Source organism: Stenotrophomonas sp. GW821-FHT09E08 (assembly GCF_059416125.1).
In genome coordinates, this window is record NZ_JBWKOO010000005.1 from 118,411 (window position 1) to 144,910 (window position 26,500).

The 26,500-nt window shown below is 66.0% G+C and carries 32 protein-coding genes and 1 pseudogene; 18 read left to right on the forward strand and 15 right to left on the reverse strand.

The window, feature by feature from the left end; all coding sequences use genetic code 11:
* Positions 1-400: 400 nt before the first annotated feature.
* Positions 401-865: an Lrp/AsnC family transcriptional regulator gene (locus tag AC07M7_RS08945; protein ID WP_005409896.1), complete on the reverse strand. Its 465-nt coding sequence runs from the start codon at positions 863-865 to the stop codon at positions 401-403.
* A 127-nt stretch (positions 866-992) separates the two neighbouring features.
* Here AC07M7_RS08945 and AC07M7_RS08950 point away from each other — a divergent pair, with 127 nt between their 5' ends.
* The 6 genes from AC07M7_RS08950 (at position 993) to AC07M7_RS08975 (ending at position 5,780) form a co-directional block, all read left to right on the forward strand.
* Entirely contained in the window at positions 993-1,724 is a 732-nt protein-coding gene (locus tag AC07M7_RS08950; protein ID WP_495207193.1) for an AzlC family ABC transporter permease, read from the forward strand.
* On the forward strand, positions 1,721-2,035 hold the full coding sequence (locus tag AC07M7_RS08955; protein ID WP_495207194.1) for an AzlD family protein: 315 nt from the start codon (positions 1,721-1,723) through the stop codon (positions 2,033-2,035). Before AC07M7_RS08950 ends, AC07M7_RS08955 begins: the two co-directional genes overlap by 4 nt.
* A 220-nt stretch (positions 2,036-2,255) precedes the next feature.
* Positions 2,256-2,837 carry a hypothetical protein gene (locus AC07M7_RS08960; RefSeq protein ID WP_495207195.1) on the forward strand — a complete coding sequence of 194 codons (582 nt, stop codon included), beginning with the start codon at positions 2,256-2,258 and terminating at the stop codon, positions 2,835-2,837.
* 380 nt (positions 2,838-3,217) lie between these two features.
* Complete coding sequence (locus AC07M7_RS08965) at positions 3,218-3,691, forward strand: hypothetical protein (RefSeq protein ID WP_253077768.1); 474 nt, start codon at positions 3,218-3,220, stop codon at positions 3,689-3,691.
* Positions 3,692-3,825: 134 nt separating this feature from the next.
* The gene (locus AC07M7_RS08970) at positions 3,826-4,254 is read left to right on the forward strand and encodes a PAS domain-containing protein (RefSeq protein WP_005409905.1); all 429 of its coding nucleotides are present in this window, start codon (positions 3,826-3,828) and stop codon (positions 4,252-4,254) included.
* Positions 4,251-5,780: a diflavin oxidoreductase gene (locus AC07M7_RS08975; protein ID WP_495207196.1), complete on the forward strand. Its 1,530-nt coding sequence runs from the start codon at positions 4,251-4,253 to the stop codon at positions 5,778-5,780. Before AC07M7_RS08970 ends, AC07M7_RS08975 begins: the two co-directional genes overlap by 4 nt.
* Before the next feature lie 138 nt (positions 5,781-5,918).
* Here AC07M7_RS08975 and AC07M7_RS08980 read toward each other — a convergent pair whose 3' ends face one another.
* From AC07M7_RS08980 to moaA, 11 genes are all read right to left on the reverse strand, one after another.
* Complete coding sequence (locus AC07M7_RS08980; protein ID WP_046986198.1) at positions 5,919-6,587, reverse strand: sulfate/molybdate ABC transporter ATP-binding protein; 669 nt, start codon at positions 6,585-6,587, stop codon at positions 5,919-5,921.
* Positions 6,577-7,260 carry a molybdate ABC transporter permease subunit gene (gene modB / locus AC07M7_RS08985; protein WP_253077772.1) on the reverse strand — a complete coding sequence of 228 codons (684 nt, stop codon included), beginning with the start codon at positions 7,258-7,260 and terminating at the stop codon, positions 6,577-6,579. Before modB ends, AC07M7_RS08980 begins: the two co-directional genes overlap by 11 nt.
* A 3-nt stretch (positions 7,261-7,263) precedes the next feature.
* On the reverse strand, positions 7,264-8,007 hold the full coding sequence (gene modA / locus AC07M7_RS08990) for a molybdate ABC transporter substrate-binding protein (RefSeq protein ID WP_482997953.1): 744 nt from the start codon (positions 8,005-8,007) through the stop codon (positions 7,264-7,266).
* A gap of 22 nt (positions 8,008-8,029) precedes the next feature.
* On the reverse strand, positions 8,030-8,806 hold the full coding sequence (locus AC07M7_RS08995; RefSeq protein WP_428708757.1) for a helix-turn-helix domain-containing protein: 777 nt from the start codon (positions 8,804-8,806) through the stop codon (positions 8,030-8,032).
* 68 nt (positions 8,807-8,874) lie between these two features.
* Positions 8,875-9,240: a hypothetical protein gene (locus tag AC07M7_RS09000; protein WP_428708755.1), complete on the reverse strand. Its 366-nt coding sequence runs from the start codon at positions 9,238-9,240 to the stop codon at positions 8,875-8,877.
* Positions 9,237-9,785 carry a molybdenum cofactor guanylyltransferase gene (gene mobA, locus AC07M7_RS09005; protein WP_495207197.1) on the reverse strand — a complete coding sequence of 183 codons (549 nt, stop codon included), beginning with the start codon at positions 9,783-9,785 and terminating at the stop codon, positions 9,237-9,239. Before mobA ends, AC07M7_RS09000 begins: the two co-directional genes overlap by 4 nt.
* 33 nt (positions 9,786-9,818) lie before the next feature.
* Positions 9,819-10,319 carry a molybdenum cofactor biosynthesis protein MoaE gene (locus AC07M7_RS09010; protein WP_046986192.1) on the reverse strand — a complete coding sequence of 167 codons (501 nt, stop codon included), beginning with the start codon at positions 10,317-10,319 and terminating at the stop codon, positions 9,819-9,821.
* A 3-nt stretch (positions 10,320-10,322) separates the two neighbouring features.
* Positions 10,323-10,583: a MoaD/ThiS family protein gene (locus tag AC07M7_RS09015; RefSeq protein ID WP_495207198.1), complete on the reverse strand. Its 261-nt coding sequence runs from the start codon at positions 10,581-10,583 to the stop codon at positions 10,323-10,325.
* A complete protein-coding gene (locus tag AC07M7_RS09020; RefSeq protein WP_495207199.1) occupies positions 10,583-11,836 on the reverse strand; it encodes a molybdopterin molybdotransferase MoeA in 1,254 nt (417 codons plus the stop codon). The genes AC07M7_RS09015 and AC07M7_RS09020 overlap by 1 nt, the downstream gene beginning before the upstream one ends.
* Positions 11,833-12,831: a bifunctional molybdenum cofactor biosynthesis protein MoaC/MoaB gene (moaCB, locus tag AC07M7_RS09025; protein WP_495207265.1), complete on the reverse strand. Its 999-nt coding sequence runs from the start codon at positions 12,829-12,831 to the stop codon at positions 11,833-11,835. The genes AC07M7_RS09020 and moaCB overlap by 4 nt, the downstream gene beginning before the upstream one ends.
* A gap of 8 nt (positions 12,832-12,839) precedes the next feature.
* Entirely contained in the window at positions 12,840-13,820 is a 981-nt protein-coding gene (gene moaA / locus AC07M7_RS09030; RefSeq protein ID WP_428708748.1) for a GTP 3',8-cyclase MoaA, read from the reverse strand.
* A 566-nt stretch (positions 13,821-14,386) separates the two neighbouring features.
* Here moaA and AC07M7_RS09035 point away from each other — a divergent pair.
* Positions 14,387-14,761, forward strand: a complete 375-nt coding sequence (locus AC07M7_RS09035) for a hypothetical protein (protein WP_495207200.1) — start codon at positions 14,387-14,389, stop codon at positions 14,759-14,761.
* 94 nt (positions 14,762-14,855) lie between these two features.
* Here the strand turns inward: AC07M7_RS09035 and AC07M7_RS09040 are convergent, their stop codons facing one another.
* Complete coding sequence (locus AC07M7_RS09040; protein WP_495207201.1) at positions 14,856-15,866, reverse strand: alpha/beta hydrolase family protein; 1,011 nt, start codon at positions 15,864-15,866, stop codon at positions 14,856-14,858.
* Positions 15,867-15,954: 88 nt separating this feature from the next.
* Between AC07M7_RS09040 and AC07M7_RS09045 the strand changes: the two are divergent.
* Positions 15,955-16,317 (forward strand): annotated as a pseudogene (locus AC07M7_RS09045) (alpha/beta fold hydrolase); the annotation flags it as partial.
* 35 nt (positions 16,318-16,352) lie between these two features.
* Here the strand turns inward: AC07M7_RS09045 and AC07M7_RS09050 are convergent.
* Positions 16,353-17,147: an AraC family transcriptional regulator gene (locus tag AC07M7_RS09050; RefSeq protein WP_308517799.1), complete on the reverse strand. Its 795-nt coding sequence runs from the start codon at positions 17,145-17,147 to the stop codon at positions 16,353-16,355.
* 166 nt (positions 17,148-17,313) lie between these two features.
* On the opposite strand from AC07M7_RS09050, the gene AC07M7_RS09055 reads away from it, so the two are divergent.
* From AC07M7_RS09055 to AC07M7_RS09100, 10 genes are all read left to right on the forward strand, one after another.
* A complete protein-coding gene (locus AC07M7_RS09055) occupies positions 17,314-19,188 on the forward strand; it encodes an FUSC family protein (RefSeq protein WP_495207266.1) in 1,875 nt (624 codons plus the stop codon).
* A 4-nt stretch (positions 19,189-19,192) separates the two neighbouring features.
* Positions 19,193-19,402: a DUF1656 domain-containing protein gene (locus tag AC07M7_RS09060; protein WP_495207202.1), complete on the forward strand. Its 210-nt coding sequence runs from the start codon at positions 19,193-19,195 to the stop codon at positions 19,400-19,402.
* 1 nt (position 19,403) lies between these two features.
* Positions 19,404-20,288, forward strand: coding sequence for an HlyD family secretion protein (locus tag AC07M7_RS09065; protein WP_136637883.1), 885 nt, complete (start codon positions 19,404-19,406; stop codon positions 20,286-20,288).
* Entirely contained in the window at positions 20,285-21,721 is a 1,437-nt protein-coding gene (locus tag AC07M7_RS09070; protein WP_495207203.1) for an efflux transporter outer membrane subunit, read from the forward strand. The genes AC07M7_RS09065 and AC07M7_RS09070 overlap by 4 nt, the downstream gene beginning before the upstream one ends.
* Positions 21,722-21,854: 133 nt before the next feature.
* Positions 21,855-22,202, forward strand: a complete 348-nt coding sequence (locus AC07M7_RS09075; RefSeq protein WP_136637881.1) for an RcnB family protein — start codon at positions 21,855-21,857, stop codon at positions 22,200-22,202.
* Positions 22,203-23,064: 862 nt separating this feature from the next.
* Positions 23,065-23,259, forward strand: a complete 195-nt coding sequence (locus AC07M7_RS09080) for a hypothetical protein (RefSeq protein WP_136637880.1) — start codon at positions 23,065-23,067, stop codon at positions 23,257-23,259.
* Positions 23,260-23,329: 70 nt separating this feature from the next.
* The gene (locus AC07M7_RS09085; protein ID WP_248298387.1) at positions 23,330-23,698 is read left to right on the forward strand and encodes a YbbD-related protein; all 369 of its coding nucleotides are present in this window, start codon (positions 23,330-23,332) and stop codon (positions 23,696-23,698) included.
* Between the two features lie 35 nt (positions 23,699-23,733).
* The gene (locus tag AC07M7_RS09090; RefSeq protein WP_337302757.1) at positions 23,734-24,264 is read left to right on the forward strand and encodes a Cif family virulence factor; all 531 of its coding nucleotides are present in this window, start codon (positions 23,734-23,736) and stop codon (positions 24,262-24,264) included.
* A gap of 50 nt (positions 24,265-24,314) precedes the next feature.
* A complete protein-coding gene (locus AC07M7_RS09095; protein ID WP_480982733.1) occupies positions 24,315-24,941 on the forward strand; it encodes a hypothetical protein in 627 nt (208 codons plus the stop codon).
* Between the two features lie 82 nt (positions 24,942-25,023).
* Positions 25,024-25,416 carry a diacylglycerol kinase gene (locus tag AC07M7_RS09100; protein ID WP_426353368.1) on the forward strand — a complete coding sequence of 131 codons (393 nt, stop codon included), beginning with the start codon at positions 25,024-25,026 and terminating at the stop codon, positions 25,414-25,416.
* Between the two features lie 40 nt (positions 25,417-25,456).
* Here the strand turns inward: AC07M7_RS09100 and AC07M7_RS09105 are convergent, their stop codons facing one another.
* A complete protein-coding gene (locus AC07M7_RS09105; protein WP_495207204.1) occupies positions 25,457-26,377 on the reverse strand; it encodes a M14 family metallopeptidase in 921 nt (306 codons plus the stop codon).
* Between the last annotated feature and the right edge of the window lie 123 nt (positions 26,378-26,500).

Here is a 26,500-nt window from a genome sequence, read left to right on the forward strand (position 1 = left end):
CATCAGGCATCAATGAATTGAACCGACATGTTCATCTGCTTCATCTGCTCCTGGGGTCAGAGCCCGTTGCGCAGCAACGGGATCCGACCCCGAAAGATCGCGGGGAACTGTCGAAGGCGGGGTGGGTCCGGTTGCAGGGGTGTCCGCGGCATGGATGCCGCGGCCAAGCCCCCATGGGTGAGGGCGCTTTGCTTGCGAAGCACTGCTTCGCAAGCGCCCGAACGCCCAGCCGCCAGCGGTTGGGCCGGCCTGGGGGTTTACGGCGTCCCCTGCAACCGGACCCACCCCGCCATCCCACGGAATACACGCTGTTGCTTCGGCTGTTGCTTCTGAGGTTGCCGGCCAGCGACCGGCACTACCGCGGGTGCCGGGTGCAACCCGGCCGGGAACCACCCATTCCTCAAAGCGGCAGCTGGGTGGTCTGCTTGATCCGCTGCATCGGAATCTCGGTCTTGGTGTTCTGCACCCCGGCAATCCGGTTCAGGTGCTGCATCTGGAACTGCCGGTAGGCATCAAGATCGGCCACCGCCACCCGCAGCAGGAAGTCGCAGTCACCCGCCATCAGATGGCATTCAAGCACTTCTGGGAAAGACTTGATGCTGTTGATGAAGTGATTGGTGGTGTCCTCGTCCTGTCCGCGCAGCCACACCCGCACGAACACCGTGAAGCCGCGGCCCACCTTCGCCTCGTTCAACAAGGCCACATAGCGGTCGATGTAGCCGCCCTCCTCCAGCAACCGCACCCGGCGCAGGCAGGCCGAGGGCGAAAGGCCCACCTGCCGTGCCAGCTCCAGGTTCTGCAGGCGGCCGTCACGCTGCAGGGCGTCGAGGATGCGGCGATCGAGGTTGTCGAGCTGGTATTGCATTGGATTTCACCTTTGGCGACCTTAGCCGCATGGAATCTCAATATTCCCGAATCGAATGGCATCAACGCAACCCGATTTCGCGATTGGATCGCTAGCATGGGCCACCCCCACCTCGTTGTGCCGTTCCATGGACGCCCGTACCACCCTCCCCCTGCCCGACACCTGCGATACCGCGCCGCGTGCCGAATTCCTGCGCGGCCTTCGCGCTGCCGTGCCGGTGATGATCGGCTTCATTCCGTTCGCCCTGGTGCTCGGCGCCCAGGCGGCACAGAAGGGGCTGAGCGCACTGGAAGTGCCATTGATGACCGGCCTCAACTTCGCCGGCGGCTCGGAATTCGCCGCCGTCGAACTGTGGAGCTCGCCGCCGCATATCGCGCTGATCGTGGCGATCACCGCGCTGGTCAACAGCCGCCACCTGCTGATGGGCGCCAGTCTTGCCCCGCTGCTGCAGCACCTACCGCGCCGTCGCGTGCTGCCGGCACTGTTCTTCATGTGCGACGAAAGCTGGGCGATGGGCGTGGCCGACGCGCGCCGCCGTGCGCTCGGCTTCAGCCTGGCCTACTACCTGGGCGTCTCGGCCGGCCTGTACACGGTCTGGGTGGCCTGTACCGCGCTGGGCGCGATCGTCGGCCCGATGCTGGGCGACATCCACGCCTATGGTTTCGACATGGCCTTCCCGGCCGTGTTCCTGGTGCTGCTGCGCGGCATGTGGCAGGGCATGAAAGCAGCGCGTCCGTGGCTGGTCAGCCTGGTGGTGGCCGCGGCCACCTACCTGCTGGTTCCCGGCGCCTGGTACGTGGCCAGCGGCGCGCTGGCCGGCCTGGCCGCAGCCTGGCTGCTGGCGGAGGACGCGGCATGATCTTCAACGGACTGATCCACTGGACCTCGGTGCTGACCATCGTGGTGATGGCCGCTGCCACCTACCTGACCCGCATCATCGGCTTCCTCGCGCTGCGTAACCGCACGTTGAGCAGGCGCGCGGTGACGGTGATGGAAGCCGCGCCGGGCTGCGTGCTGATCTCGGTGATCGCCCCGGACTTTGTCGCCGACAAGCCCGCCGATCTTGCCGCGCTGGCGATCACCCTGCTGGCCGCCACGCGGTTGTCGATGCTGCCGACGGTGCTGATCGGCGTGGTCTCGGCGGGTGTGCTGCGCTATCTGATGGGCTGACGCAGAAGCGCGTCCACCACGTGGTGCGACTGGAGACACAAGTGTCGCCATTGGCACGACCTGTGCATTTGTCTGGCGCGTCAAATGTGGCTCCGAACCAACTACTGGAGGTATTTGAAACAATTCCGATTGCCTGATCGAGCCTGAGCCGATACGGATTGACTGCCGAAACAGCAGGTTGAGCTGATCGGTCAATCGAAGTCCAACATGGAGAATACCAATGAGCAATCTACGAATTATCGTGGCAGCTGTCGGTATCACCCTCACCTCTACTGGCTGCGGGCCCATGGAGTGGCAGTTGAGCGCATCGTGCGAAGAAACCAAGAAGTGCCGGATGGAAGGCAGGATTGGAGGCAAGATCGGCGGAGGCGAACGCGACGGCCTACCTTGGTTCGAGCGGATTCTGCTGGCGTCGACATCAGAAGTACCAGACGCCGCGCAGTTCGAAATCGACGTCTCGGATTCATCCATAGCCTTCCCGGCCAATGGGTCTGTAACCCTGCTGCTGTTTGATGGCCGGCAAGGAGCCACCATCGCCGCCAAGCAGTTCCAATGGCATCGAACAGGAACCATCCTCCGGCTTGTCGATCCGGATGGAGTGAACGCATGGGCCGCAGCTTCGTCCGGTCCTGCGGCCGAGTTGAGGTACGACCTCGCAACATTCGATGTAAGTGCAGCCCCTGGACCAAACACCATCGCGGCGGCCTCACGATACGGCGGAGCCACCAAGGCGGCCTCAGTCTCGGACTTTCAAGTCTGTACGAAGTATCCATCGCCGTATCAATGCGGGCTGACCCCCTGATGCAGCGCCGTCAGTCCAGGCGTGCCCAACCGGGCCTCCCCCTCGGGCTCTATGCTGGGCTGGCGGCAATCCTTCTGGCCACAAGTGCGTGCCAATCCATCCAGCTGCCTCCCCGAAACCTGGTCAGTACCGATGGAGGGTATGCCACCCTGCTGCGAGGCCCTTCCTCACATCTGAAGATCAGCACAGTGTCGATGCTTCCCGGCCCGGAAAGCTCGGAGTTCCCCAATCGGTCCATCGAGTGCGGGTGGTCATCCGTCGCAACTCGAGTTCTCTGGGGAGATCGAGCGCTTTCGGCCATGCAGGCGTCACGGCTCTGCGAGGCCGCCGCACGATCCGCTGGACTGCCGCTCCAGGCCAATGGGCAGGAACGGACGCCTATGCGCTATCAGTTGACGATCGTAAGTGACGGAGGCGGCATCTGGCGACAGCTGCCGGGACCAGAGCCGCCGGGCCAGATGGTCAGCTTCTGGTTTCCCTCCGGTCCCGACACCGACTCGCTGCGCAGGCGCGTGATCGCCACCACCGCCCATGAGTTCCAGCATATCGCCACCGCATTGGCAGGACAGCATCGGCGCGGCGGGCAGCGGGAGCCAGACGCCTATCTGGCAGGCGCATGCGCCCAGCTGATGATCGAAGGCGCCGTTGCACGTGCGGATCTGCCTGGCGGACACGATCCGCGAGCTGATCCGTTTCTGCCATCGGCAGCCAGGCGCTCCGCGCATGCAGGCAGTACGACCGGGGGAGCGCTGCTGCAGTTCTTCGGTGACGCGGACACCTTGCACATCAATGAGGGAGGCCGCCACCTGATGCGGCATTGCCACGAGACGATCGGCTTTCCCCTGCAGCAGTGAACGCTCCCTGCGACACCCGGTCGCAGGCCATCCCACCACCCGCTTGATCAATGTCAAACCGCCCGCCGCCGCGCGGGCGTATCTCTATGCAGGAACCCAATACGCCGGCGTCACCGGCATCCAAAGGACCTGCGATGAGCTACACCCCCGACAACGCCCAGCTGCTGAATGCCATGCAGAACGTCATGGTGATCTCCACCACCGACCTGCAGGGCAACATCACCTACGCCAACGACCTGTTCTGCACGCTCACCGGGTTCGCGCGCGAGGAACTTATCGGCCAGCCGCACAGCATCGTGCGCCATCCTGATGTGCCCAAGGCGGTCTACAAGGACATGTGGGACACCATCAAAGCCGGCAAAACCTGGACCGGCATCGTGCCCAACCTTGGCAAGGGTGGCGTGCTCTACGTGGTCGACACCACCGTGCAACCGCTGTTCGACGCCGACGGCAACATCACCTCGTACATCAGCATCCGCCGCGTGGTGAACGACCTGATGCAGAACTACGACCTGGTCGAGTTCAGCAAGGAAAAGTTCGACGACTTCTACGAGGCCGCGTGAACGCTCTCCCGACCAGTACGCCCTTCAGCCGCCTGCTGGTGGGCTTCGCGTCCGAGTCGGGCAATGCCCGCGCCCTGGCCCAGCGCCTGGGCGCGGACCTGCAGCCGCACGGTCCGCAGGTACTTCCGTTCAACGACATCGACGTGGCCAGCCTCGGCCACGGCGATGTGCTGCTGGCGATCTCCAGCTCGTTCGGTGACGGCGAACCGCCGGCCAACGGCGAGCAGTTCTTCGAAACGCTGCGCCAGACCCCGACGCTGAGCGGCCTGCGCTATGCGGTGTTCGGCCTCGGCGACACCGGCTACCCCAGCTTCTGCGGCTTCACCAAGGCGCTGGATGCCGCGCTGAGCGATCGCCAGGCGCAGCCGCTGCTGCACCGCGTGGATGCCGACCTGGGCTACGAACAGTTCTTCCAGCAATGGCAGCCAGTGCTGGGCCAGGTGCTGGATGGCGACGTGAACGCTGGCCAGGACCTGCGCCTGCAGGTCACCGCCTATGACGAAGATAACGCCTTTGCCACCCCGATTCTCGAACGCCGCCGCTTGAACAGCAGCGACCCGGCTGCCTGGCACCTGCAACTGGGCATTGCCGGCAGTGGCATGGCCTACCGCGCCGGCGACACCCTGCACGTGGTTCCCGAGAACGACCCTGCCCTGCTGCAGGCATTGGCCACCTGGTACGGCGACACCGCCGCCGTGGCCGCGCTGCATGATCGGGAGCTGCGCCTGCTGAGCAAGGGCGTGCTGCGCGAACTGGCCAAGCTCGGTGGCAGCGACGTACTGAAGGGCCTGTTGAAGGTCAGCCAGAAGCGCGAGCTGGAAGCCTACCTGCACGGCCTGGACCTGCTGGACGTACTGCAGGACCACGCCACCCCGGACAGCATTCCGCTGGCCCGCCTTCGCGAACTGCTGTCACCACGCCTGCCGCGTGCCTATTCGATCGCATCGCACCCCTGCGACGACCAGCTGAGCCTGTGCGTGCGCGAAGTGCGCTACACCCTGCGCGGTCGCGAGCGCTTCGGCACTGCCACCGGCAGTCTGCTGCACGGCGGCGACCATGCCCGTGTGTACTGCCGTTCCAACCCTGGATTCCACCTGCCCGATACCGGCGAGGCACCGCTGCTGCTGGTCGGCACCGGCACCGGCATCGCTCCGTTGATAGGCCTGATGCAGGAGCTGCAGGCCGGTGCCTGCGAACGCGAAGTGCACCTGGTGTTCGGCGAGAAGCACAGCCAGCACGATTACCTGTACCGCGAACAGCTGCAGGACTGGCACGCGCGCGGTGTGCTGGCCGGCCTGCATACCGCGTTCTCGCGCGATGGCGCCGAAAAGGTCTATGTGCAGCATGTGCTGCAGCAGCGCGCCGACGAAGTGCGCGATGTGCTGGCCCGTGGCGGGCATCTGTACCTGTGCGGCAACAAGAGCCACCTGGAAGGTGCGGTGCGCGAGGCCATCGATGCGATCGGTGGCGAGGGGCACTGGGACACGCTGCGGGGCGAAGGCCGCACGCACTGTGAGTTGTATTGATCCACAACCACTGGACTGCATGGACCTCGGCTCGATAGAGCCGGCCGCTGGCCGGCTGCTCCGGATTCCATGGTTGCCGGTCAGCGGCCGGCACTACCATCAGATGTAGCCAACCATCGCCAGTGCGTCCATCACGAGTCAATCGCCGACGATACGGCCGTCCACCACGCGCGCTACCTGCTGGCCGAACATGGCCACATCCTGGGGATCGTGGCTGATCAGCAGCAGCGGAATGCCGGTTTTGTCCAGTACCGTCTCAAGTTCCTGCCGCAGGTGCTGGCGAAGATCATGGTCCAGCGCGGAGAACGGCTCATCGAGCAGCAGTGCCTGCGGCTGCGTCACCAAGGCGCGTGCAAGCGCGGTACGCTGGCGCTGTCCACCGGATACCTGCGAGGGCAGCAGATCGCCCACCGTGTCGATGCGGAATGCGTGCAACCACTGCTCCACCGCATCGAAGCGCTGGCCAGTCCGCGGATTCAACCACCCCTTCTGCAATCCGAACGCCACGTTCTGGCGCACGCTCAGGTGCGGGAACAACGCGTAATCCTGGAAGACATAACCCAACCGGCGGCGCTGCGGCGGCAGATCCACGCCGGTGGCCGCATCGAACAGGGTCTGTCCCTGCAGGCGCACATGGCCCTGCCCCGGCCGCAGCAGCCCGGCCACCGCCTTCAGGGTCAGGCTCTTGCCGGCGCCCGAGGGGCCGAACAGCACCACCTGCCGCTGCGTGCACTGCAGCGATACGTCCAACACGAAATCCTGGCCGGCCGCCTGCAGACGGCGCCGCACCTGCAGGTCAAGCCACATCACGCAACTCCCGGCGCCCCCCGCCCACCAGCCGTGCGGCCAGCAGCAGGATCACGATGCAGACCACCGAGGTCAGGATCACCAGCACATTGGCCTTGCCATCCTGCCCAGCCTGCACCGCCTCGTAGATGGCGATCGACAGCGTCTGCGTGCGGCCCGGAATGCTGCCGGCCACCATCAGCGTGGCGCCGAACTCACCCATCGCGCGCGCGAATGCCAGCAGCAGGCCGGCGAGGATGCCACGCCAGGCCAGTGGCAGCGTGATGCGGAAGAACACCGCCGCTTCGGATACCCCGAGCGTGCGCGCGGCCTGCTCCAGTTGTCCGTCCACTTCCTCGAACGCCGCACGTGCCGGCTTGAACACCAGCGGCAGCGAGGCCACTGCGGCGGCGATCACTGCAGCCTGCCAGGTGAACACCAGGTTGATGCCGAACCACGACTGCAGCCATGCACCGATTGGCCCATTGCGGCCGATCAGCACCAGCAGGTAGTAACCCAGCACGGTCGGCGGCAGCACCATCGGCAGGGTCAACACCGAATCCAGAAGCTCGCGACCGGGAAAGCGCCGACGCGCCAGCAGCGCGCCCAGACCAACGCCCAGCACCAGATTGATCGCGGTGGCCCAGCCGGCCACCTTCAGCGACAACCCGAGCGCGCTCCAGTCGAGATCCATGCCTCAGGGCTTGCCGAACCCGTGCCTGGCCAGGATCGCCTGGCCCTGCGTCGAACGCACGAAGGTGGCGAATCGTTTGGCCTCGGCCGGCTGCGCGCTGGCCCTGGTCACCGCCAGCGGATAGGCGATGCGCCCCGCCACCGGCACCGCGAAGGCACGGCGCACCCGGTCAGGCATCGCCTGCGCATCGGTGGCATAGACGAAGCCGGCATCCACTTCACCGCGCGCCACGTAGTCCAGCGATTGGCGTACGTTCTGCGTGGTGATGGTCTTGCCCTGAACCGACGGCCACAGGCCCGCCGCCTCCAGCGCGCCCTTGGCATAGCGCCCGACCGGCACGCTGTCCGGGTTGCCCAGTGCGATGCGTTGCACGCCGGCACCGGCCAGGTCCTTGAGGGTGCGCGGCGCCGCCTTGGCCTGCGGTGGCACCACCACCCAAAGCGCGTTCACCGCGAACACCTGGCGGGTCCCGGCGGCGAGCAGACCCTGCTGCTGCGCCTGGTCCATCGTGGTTTCGTCGGCCGAGGCGAATACATCCACCGGTGCACCGCGGCTGATCTGCTGCAGCAGTACGCCAGACGCAGCGAAGTTGAAATCGACCTTGGTGCCCGGGTGCGCCTTCTCGTAGGCCGCGCCTAGTTCACGGAAGCTCTCGGTCAGGCTCGACGCCGCCGACACCGTCAGGTCGGCCGCCCAGGCCGGTACTGCAGCCAGCATTCCCAGCAACAACAGCCCCGTTCGCTTCATGGTCGGCCCCTTGGTTGTCTGATCAGTCCAGTCCGGATTCCCGGGTCAAGGCCAGTTCCGCCAGCCGCTCGGGTTGCAGCAACAGCATCTCACGTTGGTTCACCGCAATCACACCCTCGTCGCTCAACCGGCGCAGCACCCGGCTCACCGTCTCCGGCGCCATCCGCAGGTAGTTGGCGATCTCGGTACGGGCCATGCTCAGATTGAAACGGGTGGCGGAGAATCCGCGCCGTGCATAGCGCTCGGAAAGATCCAGCAGGAACGCCGCCATGCGCTCCTCGGTGCGATGGTTGGCGGCCAGCGTCGCGACCTTGCCGATCTCGGCACTGAGCAGGCTGAACAGCCGCGCCTGCAACCCCGGCATGCGGGTGGCCAGCAGGCTCAATCGCGGGAAGGAGATGCGGCACAGATAAACCGTGTCCAGCGCCACTGCATTGCAGGGAAAGCGCGCACCATGGATGGCATTGAGCCCGATCACTTCACCGGGCAGGCTGAAGCCCAGCACCTGCTCGTTGCCCTGGCTGTCATCGACAAAGGTCTTGACCATGCCGGCACGCACTGCTGCGATCGAGTCGAACGGATCGCCGGCACGGAACAGGTAGTCACCGGCCTGGAACGGCCCCACGTGATCGACCAGAACATGCAGCTCGCCCAGCGCGGTCTTGTCGTAGCCCTGCGAGATGCAGGCATCGGAGAACGCGCAGGTGCTGCAGAAATGCAGCGCATCACCGTCATCGGCCGCCGCAGGATTGGGCGTGGCCGGTCGCGGCGGAGAGGGAGCAGAAGGATTCAGGGGCATTGCGGCGACGCAGGAACGAAGGCGTCCATCATACGACAGCGTGCCAGCCGGCCCTGCGCAACCGGCGCCTACTCCGACGCAGGCTCCGAACGCCGCTGCGGGCCACGCTGGCGCATGCTGTCGCGCACGTCCACGTCGAACTGCAGCTGCAGCATGCTTTCGTCGTCCAACGCGATACCGAAGCCCAGGCCATCACGGCAGGGCAGCCGCCCCGCCAATGCTGCAACCGCTTCGCGTGGCAATACCAACCGGCAGAACGTGCCGCCATCAAGCAGCACGGCCTGATCACCGGCGTGCAGAGAAAGCGCTACGCCCCAGCCACCGCTACCGCCAAACCGGGTCAGGTTCTCCACCGACTCACCGGCCAGCAGTCGCGCCAGCTCTTCTTCATCCACGCGCAGGCGCATCGATTGCTGTTGCAGCTGGACCTTCATGGTGTGATGGACTCCCACTCCGACGGGGTGTTGCAATTGAGCAGCAACGCCTGATCGCCTGGCGCCAGTGGCAACCGGGTCACGCCCAGGCGTTCCTGCAGAGAGCGCAGCGAACGACGCGCCGTCGGATCTTCAATCAGCTCCTGCAGCGCGCGGCGGCAATGATCATCGATCTGCAACCGCATCGGCAATGGTTCGTCGGCAAACACCGCGCAGGCGGTGTCTTCTGCCAGGCACAGTCGCTGCAGCAGTGCGGCGTTCAATCGTGGCGTGTCCACGGACACCACCCATGCAGGCCCGTCAGGCATCTGCATCGCGACACTGTAGAGCCCGCCCAGCGGGCCGCATCGGGGCACACGATCAGGGATGCCGCCGAAGGCCGGATAGTTGCCGCTGACCCAGACCTCACGCGCGCCGACCTGCTTCAACAGGCCCTGCATGTGTTCCAGCAGGGTGCTGCCCTGCCAGGGCAGCAACGCCTTGTCGCGCCCCATCCGGCTGGACAGGCCACCGGCCAGTACGATGCCGTCGATGGTTCCATTCATGGTCGAGCCACGCCATGCGTGGCGACATCGGCATCAATGGGGATGATCGTGCGCATGGCCATGGGCATGTGCGGGTTCGCTCTCCACATGGCAGAGGCTGCAACCCTCGCTCCACTCGCTGTCGCCGTCCTCATAATGCTCCTGCTTCCAGATCGGGCACTGGTGCTTCACCACCTCGATCAACTGGCGGCAGGCACGGAACGCTTCGTCTCTGTGCGGGCTGCCCGCCGCCACCACCACCGCCACATCGCCAATGCCGAGCCGGCCCTTGGCATGTGCCACATACAGCTTCAGCTTCGGGCCAAACGTAGCCTGGACCTCTGCCGCCAAGCGCGTGAACTCGTTCAAAACCAACGGTTCGAACAGGTCGTAGGTGATCCCGGTCACCGGCCGGCCGATGTTGACGTCACGCACCTTGCCGATGAACACGTCGATGCCGCCGAAGCCCGGATCGGACACCGCGGCGATGCCCTCGGCCGGATCGATCGCCGCCTGCGCGCGGTCCACCACCTTGGCGATGATCTTCCCGCTCATCGCTCAGCCCCCGCTCACCGGCGGCAGGATCGCCACCCGGCCATCGTCGGGCAGCGCCTCGTGGTCACGCAGCACGCGTTGCTGGTCGGCGAACGCAGAATAATCCAGCAGGCCGGCGCGGAAACCCGGCCAACGCACCGGCAGCAGCTCGCGCAGCGCCTGGCGCAGATCGGCCACGGTGCCACCGGCCACATCCACCGCGATCTCGCGGCTGGCATCCAGATCGGAAAACGCACCGAACAACTGCAGATACACCTGTTTCATCATGACTCCTGGCTCACCAGCTGCACCGGGTCATGGTGACCCCAGCCCTGTACCCGCACCGGCGTGCCAGCGGTGGCCAGGTCGCCCTCGGCCTCCAGCACCACCCAGGCGTTGGCCTGCAGCATGGACATCAAACGGAACGACTCCTGCCCGGACAGCACGCGAGCACTCAGGCGCCCCTGACCGTCCACTTCCACCCGCGCACGCGCGTGGAAGCGCAGGCCCGGCGGCTTGCGCACGTCGGCCTGCAGCGGCAGCTGCAACACGGGTTCCGGTGCCAGCCCCAGCAGGCGGCGCAGCACCGGCTCGACGAAGAAGCGCTGGCCCACGGCGGCCGACACCGGGTTGCCCGGCAGGCCGAAATACAGCGCGCCATTGGGCAGCACCGCGAACAGCAACGGCTTGCCCGGGCGGATCGCCACCTTGTGGAAGACGATGCGCGCACCGCGGCCACGCAGTGCATCGGGAACGAAATCGTAGCGGCCGGCCGACACCGCGCCGGTGCTGATCAGCAGCTGCGCGCCAGCGGCCAGCGCTTCATCCAGCACCGCATTGAACGCGGCCACGTCATCACCCACCGTGCCCTGCCACACCACTTCGGCATCGGCGGCCTGCAGGCGGCCGACCAGGTACGGCCGGTTGCTGTCACGAATCTGACCGGATTCCAGCGTCTGCGCCGCCTCGGCCACCAACTCCTTGCCGGTGGCAATGACAGCGACCTTCGGCCGTGCCACCACCGCCACCTGGCCCACGCCAATGGCGTGCAGCAGGGTGCGTGCATTTATAGCCAGTACCTGCCCGGCCTGCAGCACACGCTCGCCGTCGCTCACATCCTGGCCGCGCAGGCGTACGTTCTGGCCCGGCTTCACCGTGCTCTTCAGTGCGATGCGGGTCGGGCGGCCGTCCTCGCTGGCGAGGACGTCCACGTTCTCGACCGGTACCACCGTATCCAGCCCAACCGGCATGCGCGCACCGGTCATGATTTCCCAGGCACCCTCGCCGCCTTCGGCACCGGCATCGCCGGCCGCCTGCCAACCCTGCACCACGAATTCGGTACCGGCCTCGAACGTCGCGCCGTTGGCGCGCAGCGCGAAGCCGTCCATCGCCGAGTTGTCGAACGGTGGCAGCGACTGCCCGCTGATGATGTCACTGGCCAGAGTGCGGCCAGCGGCCTCATGCAGCGGCAGGCGCTCGGCCGGCAGCGGCATGGCCGCGTCCAGCAGGTGCTGCAAGGCTTCGCCGTAGGGAATCATGAGTGGCCATCTCCCTCGACCATCGCCAGGGCATGGCCCAGTACCGGCGCCAGGATATCCAGGCACTGCGCGGCGGCCTTCGGGCTGCCCGGCAATGCAAACACCAGCATGTTGCCCAGCTGCACCACCTCGGCACGGCTCAGCCAGGCCATCGGCGTGTGCTGCGCGCTCAGCGCCCGCACCATCTGCGCCAGGCCATGCACCGGCCGCACGTTCAAGGAACGCAGCGCCTCCGGGGTCAGGTCACGCGGGCCCAGCCCGGTGCCGCCGGTGCACAGGCACAGGCGCACGCCCTCGGCCGCCAAGGCCTGCAGGCGGCCCGCCAACGGCTCGATGCCATCAGGCAACACTTCGGCGGCCACAACCTCGCCGCCCAGCTTTTTCACGCCGGTCACCAGGGTCGGACCAGAAATGTCTTCATAGGTGCCGTCGCTGGCGCGATCACTCAGCGTGATCACCGCGCAGGCCGCGCCCTCCAGACCCTTCGGCGCACGCGGCTTGAAGCGCGCGCGCTCGGCCTCGTCCATGCCGTCGGGATGCAGCCAGACACCGCGCTTTCCGCCTTCCTTGAACAGCAGGCGGATACCTTCGATGCGCAGGGCCGGTTCCACTGGCTTGCTCAGGTCGTACAGGGTCAGCAGCGCCGCGTTGATGCCAGCCAGTGCCTCCATCTCCACGCCGGTGCGCGCCTCGCTGGCACATTCGCACCACACGCGGATCGCCTGCCGTTCCGGCACCGGCGCGCAGAACACCTGCACCAGTTCCAGCGGCAGCGGGTGGCACAGCGGCATCAGCATCGAGGCCATCTTGGCGCCCTGCAGGCCGGCAATCTCGGCCATCACCAGCGCATCGCCCTTGGGCAGGCGGCGCTCGACGATCAGCGGATACGCCACTGGACCGGCATGCAGCTCGCCCACCGCCACCGCACGCCGGCGGGTGATGCGCTTGTCGCGGACATCGGCCATGTGGAAGGCCGCATTCAATTCCCCACTCATCGTGTTGCTCATCCTCCGATGGAGGCCAGGTGCGGGGTCAGCCCGGTCTGGCCCTGGTGCAGTCCATGCCCGGCCGCTTTCAGGCCAAGCTGGGTGGTGATGCGCGCCAGCAGCGCGTCATGGTCCTCGTCGCGCTGCAGCAGCGGGCGCAGCGGCACGCCGAACTCGCCGAACAGGCACAGCCGCAGGTCGCCCCTGGCGGTCACCCGCAGGCGGTTGCAGCCCTTGCAGAAGTCACGCGAATACGGGGCGATGATGCCGATGCTGCCGCGATGGTCGGGGTGGCCGAACTCGCGCGCGGGGCCGGCATCGGCCGCACGCGGCCGTTCGTGCCAGCCAGCGGCCAGCAGCTGTTCGATCACAAGGTCCGCACGCAGGTGGTGGCGCTGGAAATAGGCTTCGTTGTCACCGGTGCGCATCAGTTCGATGAAGCGCACGCTGAAGGGACGGTCGCGCAGGTAGTCCATCCACTGCGGCAGCTCGTCGTCGTTCAGACCGCGCAGCAGCACCGCGTTGAGCTTGATGGCCGGCAGGCCCAGCGCCTGCGCCAGGGCCAGGCCCTGTTCGATCTCCGGCAGGCGGTCATGTCCGGTGATGGCCTTGAAACGTTCGCGCTGCAGGCTGTCCATGCTCACGTTCAGCGCGGTCAGGCCTGCCCGGTGCCAACCCGGCAGGCGCCGCGGCAGCAACGTGCCATTGGTGGTGATGGCCACCTTGCGGATGCCCGGCACCGCCGCCACGGTGGCGATGATCTCGTCGAGTTCCTTGCGCAGGCTGGGCTCGCCGCCGGTCAGGCGGATCTTGCTCATGCCCAGCGCGGCGAACGCACGCACCAGGCGCGCGATTTCATCCACCTGCAGGAAGCGCGGGCGGCCATCGGCCTGGTAGCCGTCGGGCAGGCAGTAACTGCAACGGAAGTTGCAGGCTTCAGTCAACGACAGGCGCAGGTACGGAAAGCTGCGTCCGAAACCGTCGGTGAGTTGGCTCATGGCTGTTCCACCTCCTGGTACCACCCTGCAGCCTTCCCCCTGAACGGGTTGTCGACCCCAGAGCGCAGAGTGCGCTGGGGCGGTGAAAGCGTCAACCCGGGAAGTGCCCAACCTGAATTGGCACCACCTGTCGTAATAGACCCTCCCTGCCCCTCCCGTTCACGGTGACGAACTCGACACCTGTCGCAGATTGCACGGTGCGGGCGGATCACCACGCCAGCCAGCGCTGGCAGTGCTTAACAGCGTGGGAGAATGCCGAAAGCGTCTCCAATCGAGTGATGTTTGCAACTCTTCTGATTGGCATTGCACAGCACCAGGGGCTCAGATGGCGTGCCACCGGAAAAGGGTGGCCGGGCTTCGAACACCCGAGTTGATGTTGATGTATGCGCTTGCCAGCCGGCGCCACCTTACCGTGGCGCCGGCTGGCAATCCGTCTGCCGGCTATGGCGGGCGGTGCGTGGGGGCTTTCGGGCCCGCCGGACTGACATCAACCCGGTGTTCGAACCACGTACCGTCCGCCACTTTTTTGGGTGGCGGCTACCGATTGCCCTGTACGGAGCCTTGCCATGAACGAATCGGACTTCTCGCACCTGCACGCCTACCGCAGCACTGCCCACGAGGACGGTCCGCCACAGGCTGCGCCTGCGGTGGACAGGAACACCTTCATTGCCAACCTCAACCGCATCGGCTCCGGTGCAGCGGCCGATGGACAGCCCTGGCCGGAGCGGCATCAACTGCCCGGCCGTTGCCTGGCACTGGCCGATGCCGATTGCGCGCTGAGTGGATTGCTGGTGGTGCTGGAAATGCTGCTGGCAGCAGAGCGCACCCGCCAGAACGGCGAACCGGAAGAGTACGTGGGCGACCGGGTGATGGAGGGGTTGGTACTGGCCAGCCAGTCGTTGTGCGCGCAGGCGGTGGGGCGGTTGCAGGTGGACGTGTGACGTCGTGCGACGCGCCGGTCGACGGGCAGAAGTGTCAGGCTGCCTCGTCCCCCGTTCATCTACTGTCCGTGAGGGAGCCGCCACCATCACCCGCTCAGGGCTGCTTCGTCACCCACGCCCAGACACGTGTCCAAATCTCCGGTGCGATCGAGATGCGCTTGCCCGGACGCGCGGGATCAGTCACCCGCATCCCGTGGTCGGCCTCCGGATAGACCCAGTAGTCAAGGTTGCTACGACCACGGGACAGGAACGCCACCATCGCAAAATCGGTGTTGATGATTGGGGCCTTGTCATCGTCACCGCCCTGCACCAACAGCAGCGGAATCTTCAGTGCCAGCATGTCGTCCACCACGGCATGCGCACCGAACCCGGACCAGCGCCGGTTGGTCTCGCCCATGAACTGTTGCTCCAGGCCGAGCGGATTGGCATGGATAGCCTTGATGGCCGCGAAGACCTCCTCGACGGCGGCCTGCGCTTCGGCGCGGGTGATCTCGCCCCGTTCGGCACGCAGCCGTTGCTCGATGATGAAGTCGTGGTACTGCGGCAAGGCCAGTCCGCCCCATCCCATGGCCTTGTCCGCGTGTGCCTGGCCCGCCACCGCAAAGACATACTGCGCTCCCTCGGATCCGCCCATGATCACGACCTGATCGACCCTGGCCCCCAGCGTGCGGCGTGCGGCTGCAATGGCCTTCACCGTGCGCGCGATCAGATTGTCGCGCGCAAGCCCCGCTCGATAGATGGGCCCATCCAGCTGCACAGGTCTTCCTGTTGCCTCGTCCAGCCGCATATCAGCAGAGAACGGGATCCCGGGCTTGTCCACCACCAGGAAGTGCGCGCGGTCGCGAAATGCGAAGAGATCGCGGGGAAAACTGGTTCCCTGGCTGCCGTCGCTGAAACGCTGGAAGTGCGGGAAGGCACCTGAGCCTGGCAGCCATACCACGAGCGGTCCCTTTTCCTCCGGGTTGAGGTTGTCGATGTGCCAGCCAATGTCACCCAGGGCCGGGTCATGTACCACATGGCTATCGAACTGCGCAGGCGTTGCCGCCTCCAGCGCAGCAGCCGGCATTGCCAGCACAGCCAGAGCCACCGCCAGGATCAACTGCATGTCTTCCCCCTGATCTGCTTATGGAACATTCCCGCAAATTGCACACTGGGTTGCCAGGCCACAAGTGCAGAACGTATCCATGCATACCACGATGGGGCAGCGCCACGCGTTCAAGCAGGCCGACAGTGCACGCGTGCAGGCAGCTGCCGCCGGTGATGGCCGCCGACTACGCGGTGCTGACCGGACAACTGGATGCACCCGGTGCGGAGACCCCGCGCACGATGCCGGACGTGCCGGTTGCGCTGCTGACTGCAACGAAGCTCGCGGCTGAACCGCTGTTCTTCGAAGAAACCGCAGCGGGCAAAGCACTCTGGAAGGCACAGCACGCCCTGCTCTTCTCGGGTTCACGCGCGGTACGCATCGCTATCTGTCGACCGGACACACCCTCCAGCGCGAGGACCCTGCTGCGGTCGTGGCCGCGATTCAATCGGTCATCGGCATCCTGAAGTAGTTGTTCCAGGCAATGGCTTTCCGGATTGTCTCCGGCTACTGCCCCCGCAGGCGCACCGCAAAATACCGTGTCGGGGAAAGACCAAGCGCCTTCTTGAACATCGTGATGAAGGCTGTCACCGACTCATAGCCCAGCGTCTCGGAAACGCGCTGCACTGGTGCACCGCCGGCGAGTTCACGAATGGCGATGAGCAGATGCAGCTGCTGCCGCCAGCGCCCGAAGGACAATCCCGTTTCCCGTTCGATGAGCCGGGTCAACGTGCGCTCGCCCAGGGCCAGGCGCATGGCCCACTGACTGATGGTGCTGCGGTCTGCCGGATCAGCCGACAGCGCCGCAGCCAACGCCCGCACCTTCGGGTGATTACTGACCGGTAGCGAGAGGTGCTCGGCCGGCATCTGCACCAGTTCGTCCAGCAGCACCCGCGCCAGCCGATCGGCGTGACTGCCATGCGGATAGTCCAGTGGCGCGTCGGCCAGGTGCAGGATCATCTCGCGCAGCATCGGGGAGATCGCCAGCGTCACGCACTGCGCTGGCAGTTCGACGATGCCGGGCTCGACGAACAGGTAGCACAGGCGCGCGTTGGCGGTGGCGCGGTTGCTGTGCGGCATGCCACCCGGAATCCAGACGCCACACTGGGGCGGCACGATCCACAGCGCATTGGCCACTTCGCAGGTCACCGCCCCATGCAGCGCAAGAATGAGCTGGCCCTTGCGGTGCTCATGCACGGGAATTTCCGCGTCGTGCTCGGCCACCTGGAGGCGGCTGGCGACCGCCGGGCGATCGGTCTCGTCCGGGTCCAGGTCAAAGCCAGGGAGCGAAATGCGAGCCATTCTCACATTGACCGGTTTTAGCGATTGGTTGTCATTGTAGCGAAATTCGCCATGGCGGCCGATCACTAGCATGAGCCGCATGCACTCTCCCACCCCGTTCCTCCCCCACGTGCTCCAGGCATTTGCACGGTTGAAGAGCCCTGCCCTCAGGACCGACCAGGAGGCGGTGCTGTTCTCGCTCAAATGCCTGCTCGCCGCGTCGCTGGGGTTGTATGTCTCTCTGCGAATCGGCCTGAACCGCCCGTTCTGGGTGATCGGCACGGTCTATCTGGTGTCGCAGCCACTGTCCGGCGCAACCCTCAGCCGAGGTCTGTTCCGCCTGCTCGGTACCGTGGGTGGGGCCATCGCCACCGTCGCGCTGGTGCCACGCTTCGCCAATGCCCCGTTGGTGCTGAGCGCCGCGCTCGCCACCTGGATGGCACTGTGCCTGTATCTGGCGATGCTCGACCGCACGCCACGTGCGTACGCGTTCCTGCTGGCCGGCTATACCACCAGCCTGATTGGTTTTCCTGCGGTGATGGTGCCGGGAGATGTGTTCACCATTGCCATCACGCGGGTGCAGGAAATCTCCATCGGCATCCTGGCCGCAACGCTGGTACATGGGCTGGTGCTGCCGCGCCGGGTCTCGATGCGCGTGCACGCGCGGGTTGCTGCCGTGCTCGATGATGCGGAACGATGGACGCGCGACATGCGCGCCGGTGCATCGAACACGGTGCTGGCAACGGACCGTTCGAAAGTGGCTGCCGACCTGCTCGAGCTGCATGTGCTGTCGATCCACCTGCCCTTCGACAGCGCCCACGGCGTGGCCCAGGTACAGATCCTGCGCGCCCTGCATGACCGGATGCTGGACGTACTGATGCTGTCCAGCGCGGTGGAAGATTCCGTCGCCCGGCTGCGTTCACCGCAGGCCGGCGCAATGGATGCAACGGGCTGGCGCGATCTGCTGCAGGCCAGCCTCACCGCGCAACGGGCCGAACTCGACCTTGCCCACGCCGACTGCCGCGTGCTGCAGGCACAACTGCACACTGCGCGCCCCGACTGGCGCCTGCAGGTGCCTGACCGTCTTTCGCGGAATGCGCAGGGCGCAATGATTCACCGGGACCACAGGATCGCCGCGCGCAGCGCGCTGGGGGCGTTCGTGGGCATCCTGCTAAGCTGCGTGCTGTGGATCATTACGGGCTGGTCTGACGGCGCCACGGCGGTGTCCATCATCGGCACTGCATGCGTTCTGTTCGGCACCCTCGAAGCGCCGGCACCGCATGTCATGCGCTACCTGGTGGGATCGTGCATCGGCGTTGCCGTCGGCCTGCTCTACGGTCTGCTGATCTTCCCCACGCTGTCCGATATTGTCGGCCTGATTGTCGCACTGGCGCCGGTGCTGCTGCTGTGCGGATCGTTCCTGGCCCGGCCGCCCTTCATCATGGCCACCCTGGGCGTGGTGCTGACCTTCCCGCTCATCGCAGGCCTGGGCGCGACCAATACGGTCAATATCGTCGGCGCACTCAACAGCAGCGTTGCGTTGTTCGTGGGTACGGCGGTGGCACTGTGCAGCATGCAGCTGTTCCAGACCGCCGATGCGGGCCGCAACCGCGCACGGCTGGAGCATTCGATCCGTCGGGACATCGCACGACACGCCGCCGGACAAGGCGGTGTGACCCGCGCCTGGCTCAGCCGCGTGCTGGATCGAGTCGGGCTGCTCGCTCCCAGGTTGCAGGGCCATTCCAGCGCAGCACACGACCTGCGAGCGTTGTTTGCGGACGTTCGTGCGGCACGTGCATCCAACCAACTCCGCGCACTGGACAAGTGCCTGCACAACCCGCAGGTCCGGGCGCTTCATGCGGCGCTGATCGAAAGCGTCGCTGCACATTTCAGGGTTCGCGCCCACTCGGCACGCAGTGTCGACATCCATCTTCTGGAACTGCTGGACCGCATGCGCGAGGCAGCGGCGGCCAGCAGCGGGGCTGATCAGGGGCATCTGTCGCACCTGCTCTGCGGGTTGCGCCGCGACCTGCTGGCATCCCCGCTTACCCATCGGCACTGACCACATGTTTTCTGATTTTTCCATTGATGGCGTGCTCATTCCCGGCCTGCTCGCCGTAGCCGTCGCCGCGCTGGCGTTGTCGGTGCTGGCCTCATGCCTGCTCGCCAGCCTCGGTCTGTACCGGTTGTTCGCCTGGCGGCCATTGGTGGGCCTGTCCCTGTTCGTGATCCTGGCAGAGCTGATGATCCGGCTCGCGCCCCTGTTCGAGAAATGAAATGAAACACACGCTTGCTGTCATCGGGCGCTGGAGTGCAACGCTGATTGTGTTTGCGATCGCCGTCGTCGCCTCCCTGTCCATCTGGAAACGTTACGAAACGCGCCCGTGGACACGGGATGGACGGGTAAGCGCCGATGTGGTGCGCGTTGCGTCGGACATAGGTGGACTGGTCACCCAGGTACTGGTGCACGACAACCAGCAGGTCAGCGCAGGTCAACTGCTGCTGGTGCTGGATCAACCGCGCTTCGCTGCCACGCTTGAGAAGGCCGACGCAGCGGTCAGCAGCGCACGCGCCACGCTGGCGCTGGCCCGCCGCGAATCGTCGCGGGACAACGCACTTGGCAACTTGGTCGCGTCGGAAATCCGCGAACGCAATGCCGCCAAGGTCGATACCGAGCTGGCCGCCCTGGCGCAGGCACGGGCCGAACAGCGCGTTGCCCAGCTCAACGTGCAACGCACCGAGGTGCGCGCGACCACCGATGGCATCATCACCAACCTCGACCTGCACGCGGGCGACTACCTGCAACCCGGTGCGCAGGCGCTGGCGCTGATCGACACCCGCAGCCTGCGTATCGAGGGCTACTTCGAGGAAACCAAACTGGGCTGCATCACCGAAGGCGATGCCGCCGTGGCCCGCCTGATGGGCGACGACCACGACGTCCGCGGACACGTGGACACCATCGCCGCTGGTATTGCCGACGATCAGCGCTCGAACACGCACAACCTGCTGCCGGCCGTGGCGCCGACCTACACTTGGGTGAGACTGGCACAGCGCATCCCGGTACGCATCCGTATCGATGATGCTCCGTCGGATACGCGTCTGATCGTCGGCCGCACTGCGAACGTGACCATCACGCCCTCGGCACAGGGAGCCTGCAAGTGAGTTTGCGAACAGTACGTGGTGGGCTGCTTGCCCTGCTGCTGCCGATGACGGCCTGCGTGTCCGGCCCCGACTATCACCTGCCTGCGAGTGCGGTCGCTGCCTCCCCCCGGGCGTCGCGGACGTTTATCGCGGCGCAGGAGGCATCGTTCAGCCACGACGCGCCACCGGATCGATGGTGGCAACTGTATGGTGACCCCCGGCTTGACGCCTACGTACGCGAAGCACTGGCGGCCAATACCGACCTCCGCGCCGCCGATGCCAACCTTCGGCGCGCCAGCGCAACCGTGCTGGAGTACAGTGCGCGCGGTTCCGTGCAGGCCGAAGTGGATGCATCGGGCACGCTCACCCATACCGGTGGTTACACCCAGGCGTCGGCCGCACCGCAGTCCTATGCGCTGGGCGTTAACCTCTCCTTCCCGCTGGATCTTGCAGGCGGCATCCGCCGCGGCATCGAAGCCGCCAACGCGGACGCGGAGGCCGTCGCTGCGGCACGGGACCAGGTCCGCGTGGTCGTCGCTGCTGCCGTCACCCGTGCCTATCTCCAGGTGTGCACCAGCAATCACACGCTCACTGCAACCCAGCAGGTGCTGGCGATACAGCACGCCACGCTGGAGGCAACCCGTCGCCTGGCTGCAGGCGGGCGCGGAACGGGCTTCGATGTCAGCCGTGCCGGTGCCGCCGTCAACCGCAGCGCGGCGAGGGTACCGCACCTGCTGGCGGAACGCCAGGCCGCACTGTTCGAACTGGCCACACTGATGGGCAGGCTCCCGGCGGACTATCCCAAGGAGGCCGAAGCTTGCCCTCGGCCCCCTGAGCTGGAGCAGGCGCTGCCGGTCGGTGACGGCTGGCAGCTGCTCCAGCGGCGCCCTGACATACGCGCAGCCGAACGCAGCCTGGCCGCCGCAACTGCAATGATCGGCGCCGAGACCGCGAGCCTCTATCCGCAGATCATCCTGGGCGCTTCTTCGGGCGTGGCTGGCGCGCCGGCGCATCTGCTGTCGGCCGACGGCTTCGGTGCGAGCATCGGTCCCGTGCTGTCATGGCACTGGCCCAACCGCCGCGTAGCCAAGGCCCGCATCGCAGCGGCCGGTGCCAATGCAGATACCGCTCTCGCATCCTTTGACGGCATCGTGCTGCAGGCACTGCGCCAGACCGAGACCGCGCTTTCTGCCTGCGCGCAGGAGCTCGACCGCGAGCGCAGCCTGGCGCAGGCGCGTGGGGACGCAGCGCGGGCCGCCGGGCAGGCACAGCAACTCTACCGTTTCGGCAGGATCGATTTTCTCGATGTGCTTTCGGCCCAGGCCGCGCTGGCAGATGCGGAGTCCGCGTTGGCCGCCTCGCGCGCGCAGCGCATTGACCGCCAGATGGATCTTTTCCTGTCCTTGGGTGGTGGCTGGGCTGCGGGCGACGCGGCCAATGGCGCGGTCCGCTGAGGTCGTCTTCGCAGCAGCAGCCGCAACGCGATCTGTTCATGAAAGCCATGCCCACGCCCGTATTCATTCACACGGCCTGCCGTACATTCGCGCTCACAGCGCCGCATAACGCGGCCATGACGGAGGCATCCCGATGACATCCATACGTCTGCTTGCCATTGCCGTGAGCACGGCCGCTGCACTCGCCGCGGCTCCCGCCTTCGCCGATCCGCCGCACCACGCGCGCGGCAACGGCCCGCCACCGCATGCAGGCGGCCCACACAACCGTGATGCGCCGCCGCCGGGCTGGCAGAACAAAGCCTGGCGACGTGGTGAGCGCCTGCCTTGGGCCGAAGTGGATCGCCGTTACTGGGTGGACGACTATGCGCGTTATCACCTGCGTGAGCCGGGCCGCGACCGGCGCTGGGTGCGCCAGTCCGACAACGAGTACTTGTTGGTGGAGATCGCCACCGGGCTGATCGTCGACGCCCTGCATCGCTGAAGCGACCTGCAGCGTCCCCACACGGAGCGATTTACCTCGATGCAGACACCTTACGACCGGGGTCGCCCCAGTCGGCGGTGTTTGCGTCCACGGCGCCCCGCCTGCCTCCGCGGCCGCCCGGCATGCATGCCCTCCCGCAGTGCGACATACCCGCACATTAGCGCTCCCGCACATCAGCGCTCTGGCAAAGAGCCCCATCACCACCAGTATTTCGAATCCCCGAACACCAAAGATCTTGCTGATGGAAACCTCCAGTGAGCACAGCCTGCCGCAGCGCAGGCCCTGCTCGTTGAAGCCGTAGATGAGCACCAGCACGCCCATCAACGTACACCACGCCATCAGGGCCAGGCTTGCGATGAAGAGACGATGGATACGCATGCGCTTGCTGCGGTCTTCTACGGTGATGTCACGCGCGACTTTACGAGTACGTAATCGGAAGCATTCCATCTCCACCGACCAGGCTTCGGTATCCAGGCCCAACCGGTTCTCATACCACCATCGCTGCGCACAGCGGCCACTACATCCACTGCTGGCATAGCGGGCAAAGGGAACACCGGCGTGCTCCACCACGTCAGGTTGCCCCAGCGCCCGGAGTACCTCGACCCTGCTTGCCTCGACCGGGACCGAGGCAAGCGCGCGGGAATGCCACACTGAGATCGCCGAGCAACCGGCAACATACGCCACGGACAGGCCGGCAAGCCCCCAAATCGGCGTCCTCATTGGCAGATCCCCTCCCGCGCCGCGCGCCCGCGCGTCATCCGCGCAGATACTCTTCAACGTCAAACCGGCCTGTTGTGGCGCCCGGCATCCGTGCTAGCGTGCGCCGACCGATGATTCAGGATGAACACAGGGACGCCCGTCGATGGCAGGCAAGAGCCGGAAGGACAGGATCGCGCAGGAGATCGGTCTGTTCATGCAGCAGTACGCGCGCAAGGCGCAGCGCCATACCGAACCCAATGACCGGCCGTACGATCGGAAACTGGAAGCGCGGCTCAAGCGCTTGCCGCCGGAAGAACTGGGTAGGCTGCTTTCCGCAGAGGAGGACGACGATGACTAGCCCCGGTGGAATGGCCAGGCGCGCCATTGTCGTGACATTCTGTAGCGCGCTATGCGCCTGCGGCCTAGTGATGGAAAGTTCGTTCGAGACCCTACAGGAGGCGCTTGACTCCGACATGGTGAACAAGGGGTGGATTCCCGGCTGGGTGCCCCACGAGGCGACCGACCTGCGCGAGGTGCACGACCTCGACTCCAACACCAGCGCGCTGGCCTTCACCAAGCCCCCTGCGTTGCCGCTGCAGCTGCCTGCGGATTGCCAGGCGACCCCATTCGACAACAGTGATCCTGTTGCGTTCAATCGATACTGGTGGCCTGGCGACGCGACGCTCAGCGCGTCGTACCACGTCTTTCGCTGCACGCCCGAATCCGGAAAATCGGTCTTCGTCGCCATGAACAGGACCGGAGACCGCGTGCTTTTCTGGCGAACCTACGCGCGGTGATGCGCCAGCGCCACCTCACTCTTCCTCAGGATCCTATGATGCCCAACGCACGTGCACGCTTCGCCGCCCTCGCCCTTCTGCTCCCGGCGTGGCTGCCGGTCTACGCCGCGCAGAACGCCCGTGCAGACGTCAAGGCGATCGAGCAGGTGGTCGAATCATTCCGCACCTCGCTGATCAACAAGGACAAGCCGACCTACATGGGCCTGTTCTTCTCGGACAAGGCGGAAGACATCGGCTGGCAGGTCGTTTCCGAGGACGTGCGCCTGCAGGACATCCGCAAGACCAGGCCCGATGCGATCAAGGCACGGCAGATTCCCGCCAACAACTTCATCGCGCTGATCGACGGGGCCGTTGCCTCGCCGAAACCGACGGAGGAGAAATTCTCCAACACGAAGATCGAGACCGATGGTGATGTGGCCTCGGTGTCGTTTAACTACAGTTTCCACGACGATGGTGTGAAGACGAACTGGGGCAAGGAAATGTGGCAGCTGGTCCGCACCGAGCGGGGTTGGAAGATCTTCTCGGTGATCTACTCGATGCGCGATTCACGCAGCCCGGCCGAATGAGTGATCTGGCAGACTTGTGCACACCGTCCGTCCACGCCAGCCAGACCCCGATGACCCGGATTGCCGACCTCAACGCCGACCAGCTCGCCCACCACGCGCTCAACATCTTCATCGCCCAAGGCCGCCATGTGGAAGGCGCCCGCGTGATCTACCGGGCGTTGCAGCTGGATCCAGACCATCCCGGCGCCCTGCGCTGCCTGACCGATTTCCTGGCCCACGAGGGCACCGAACCGTTCGCAGCGGCCACGCTGGAGCACGCTCTGTCCGGCGCGGTCGCGCTGAATGACGATGCGCGCCGGATGCTGGATGACCTGCGTTTCCTCGACATCTGGTCCTGGGGATTCTCACGGCACGTCTCCGGCGAAGCCAACCTCAACGGCGATGCCTTCCAGCAGCGCGAGGACTTCGTCTTCGATGGGCCGGCCTATGCGGCCTTCCTCAACACGGTCACCGAGCCGGCCGGATCGCTGCAGGGTGCCTACCAGGCGGCCGTCCGCATCTGCGGGCTGATGTCCGGCCTGCTGCGCCATGCGGAGAAGGACAATCCGGCATTCGATGACGTGCTGCGATCCTCCGCCTTCGTCGAGACCGAGGCGTACCCAGCATGGCTGGCCTCGCCGACCGACGATCTGGATGCGCTTGATCAGGCCATCCAGGCGCAGCGCCAGGGCGGTTGAAGGAAAATCCAACGGGCGTCCGACGCTTTCCCGACGCGCGCCTGCACATGCTGCCAAGAGATCACTTCATGGCAGGACCGGCATGCAGCCACCTTCCCCCAAGAACAGCGGCAAATATCCGCATGGCAAGACCGGCCTGCGCCGCATCTTCCACACGCTGCTCCATTCGCGCGACGGCTTCATCGCTACCTTCCGTGGCGAAGCGGCCTTCCGGCAGCTATTGCTGCTGCACGCACTACTGATGACAGCGGCCTTCGTGCTGGACATCAGCACGATCGAACGGGCCGTGGTGCTGGCCGTCTGCTTCATCAGCCTGCTGGTGGAACTGCTCAACTCGGCCATCGAAGCGGTGGTCGACCGCATCTCGCTGGAGCACCACCCGCTTTCCAAGAACGCCAAGGACATGGGCAGCGCCGCCCAGACCACCGCGCTGCTGATGGTCGGCACGGTGTGGGGCGTGATCCTGCTGGGCTAGCCCCCGCCCAACCCGCCGGGTATGACCCTGCGCTGATGCGTTACTGCGCCGCCAGAGCGAAATCCAGACCCGCGCACACCGCCGCCACCTGGGCGTCATTGCATTCCTGCGGGTTGGTGCGCGGGCTGTCCGGGTAGACCTCGGTGGTGGTGGCAAAGCGTGCATCGGTGAAACCGGCGCAGGCGCCGATCGAGCGCGACTCGCCCCAGACCACGCCCGGCGACTGCAGCGGCAGGCCAACCAGGTTGCCTTCGGCGTCGGCCGGGGCGATGTGGGTGACCGGGGCGAGGGCAGCGATCAGCGCCTTCTGGAACTCGGCCTGCGGATCTTCACTGTTGCCGATCACGTAGAAGCCATCCGGAATGGTGTCGCGCTCAAACGACTTGCCGTCGCGGGCACAGCGCGCCGGATCGAACTCGTGCAGGTCGCTGTCGGTGGTCTCGTGCAGGTCCAGGTGCACCAGCAGGTTCGGCTTGCGCTCGGCCACCCAGCGCATCAGCGCGGCGGCTTCCTCGATCTGGCCGCCGTCACGGAAGCTGCGGTTCGGGTCGATCGCATCCGGATTCCAGCGCTGGATGCGCTCGTAGCCCCACGGGCTGACGCACGGCGCCACGATCAGGTTCAGCCGGCCCAGGTAACGCTCGGCCTGCTGTTCCAGGAACTGCAGGGCGCCATGCACGCCGCTGGTCTCGTAGCCATGCACGCCGCCGGTGATCAGCGCGGTCGGCAGCGCCGGATTCCAGTTGTGGTTGACCACGGCGAACAGCGGGTAATGGTCCGGGGCGTAGTCGAGTTGGCCGTACTGGATCACGTCGAAGCTGTCGTCCAGGCGCTCAAGGGCGGCCACCACGTCGTCGTGGTAGCTGCGCTGACGCTGCTGGCGGGCCCGCCACTGTGCGCGTTCCGCGTCGCCCCAGGGCTGTCCGGGGGTGCCGATCGGGTAGAACTGCGCAACAGTCATTGGGTACTCCAAGGGTCGAACGGAATGGGTGCAGCCGGTCATTCTAAGCCTTGTCGCGCCTGCGGGTCCCCTCCCCCCGTCCCGCCTTCATCCAGGCCGGGTCATCTGGCTGTAAAATCAACG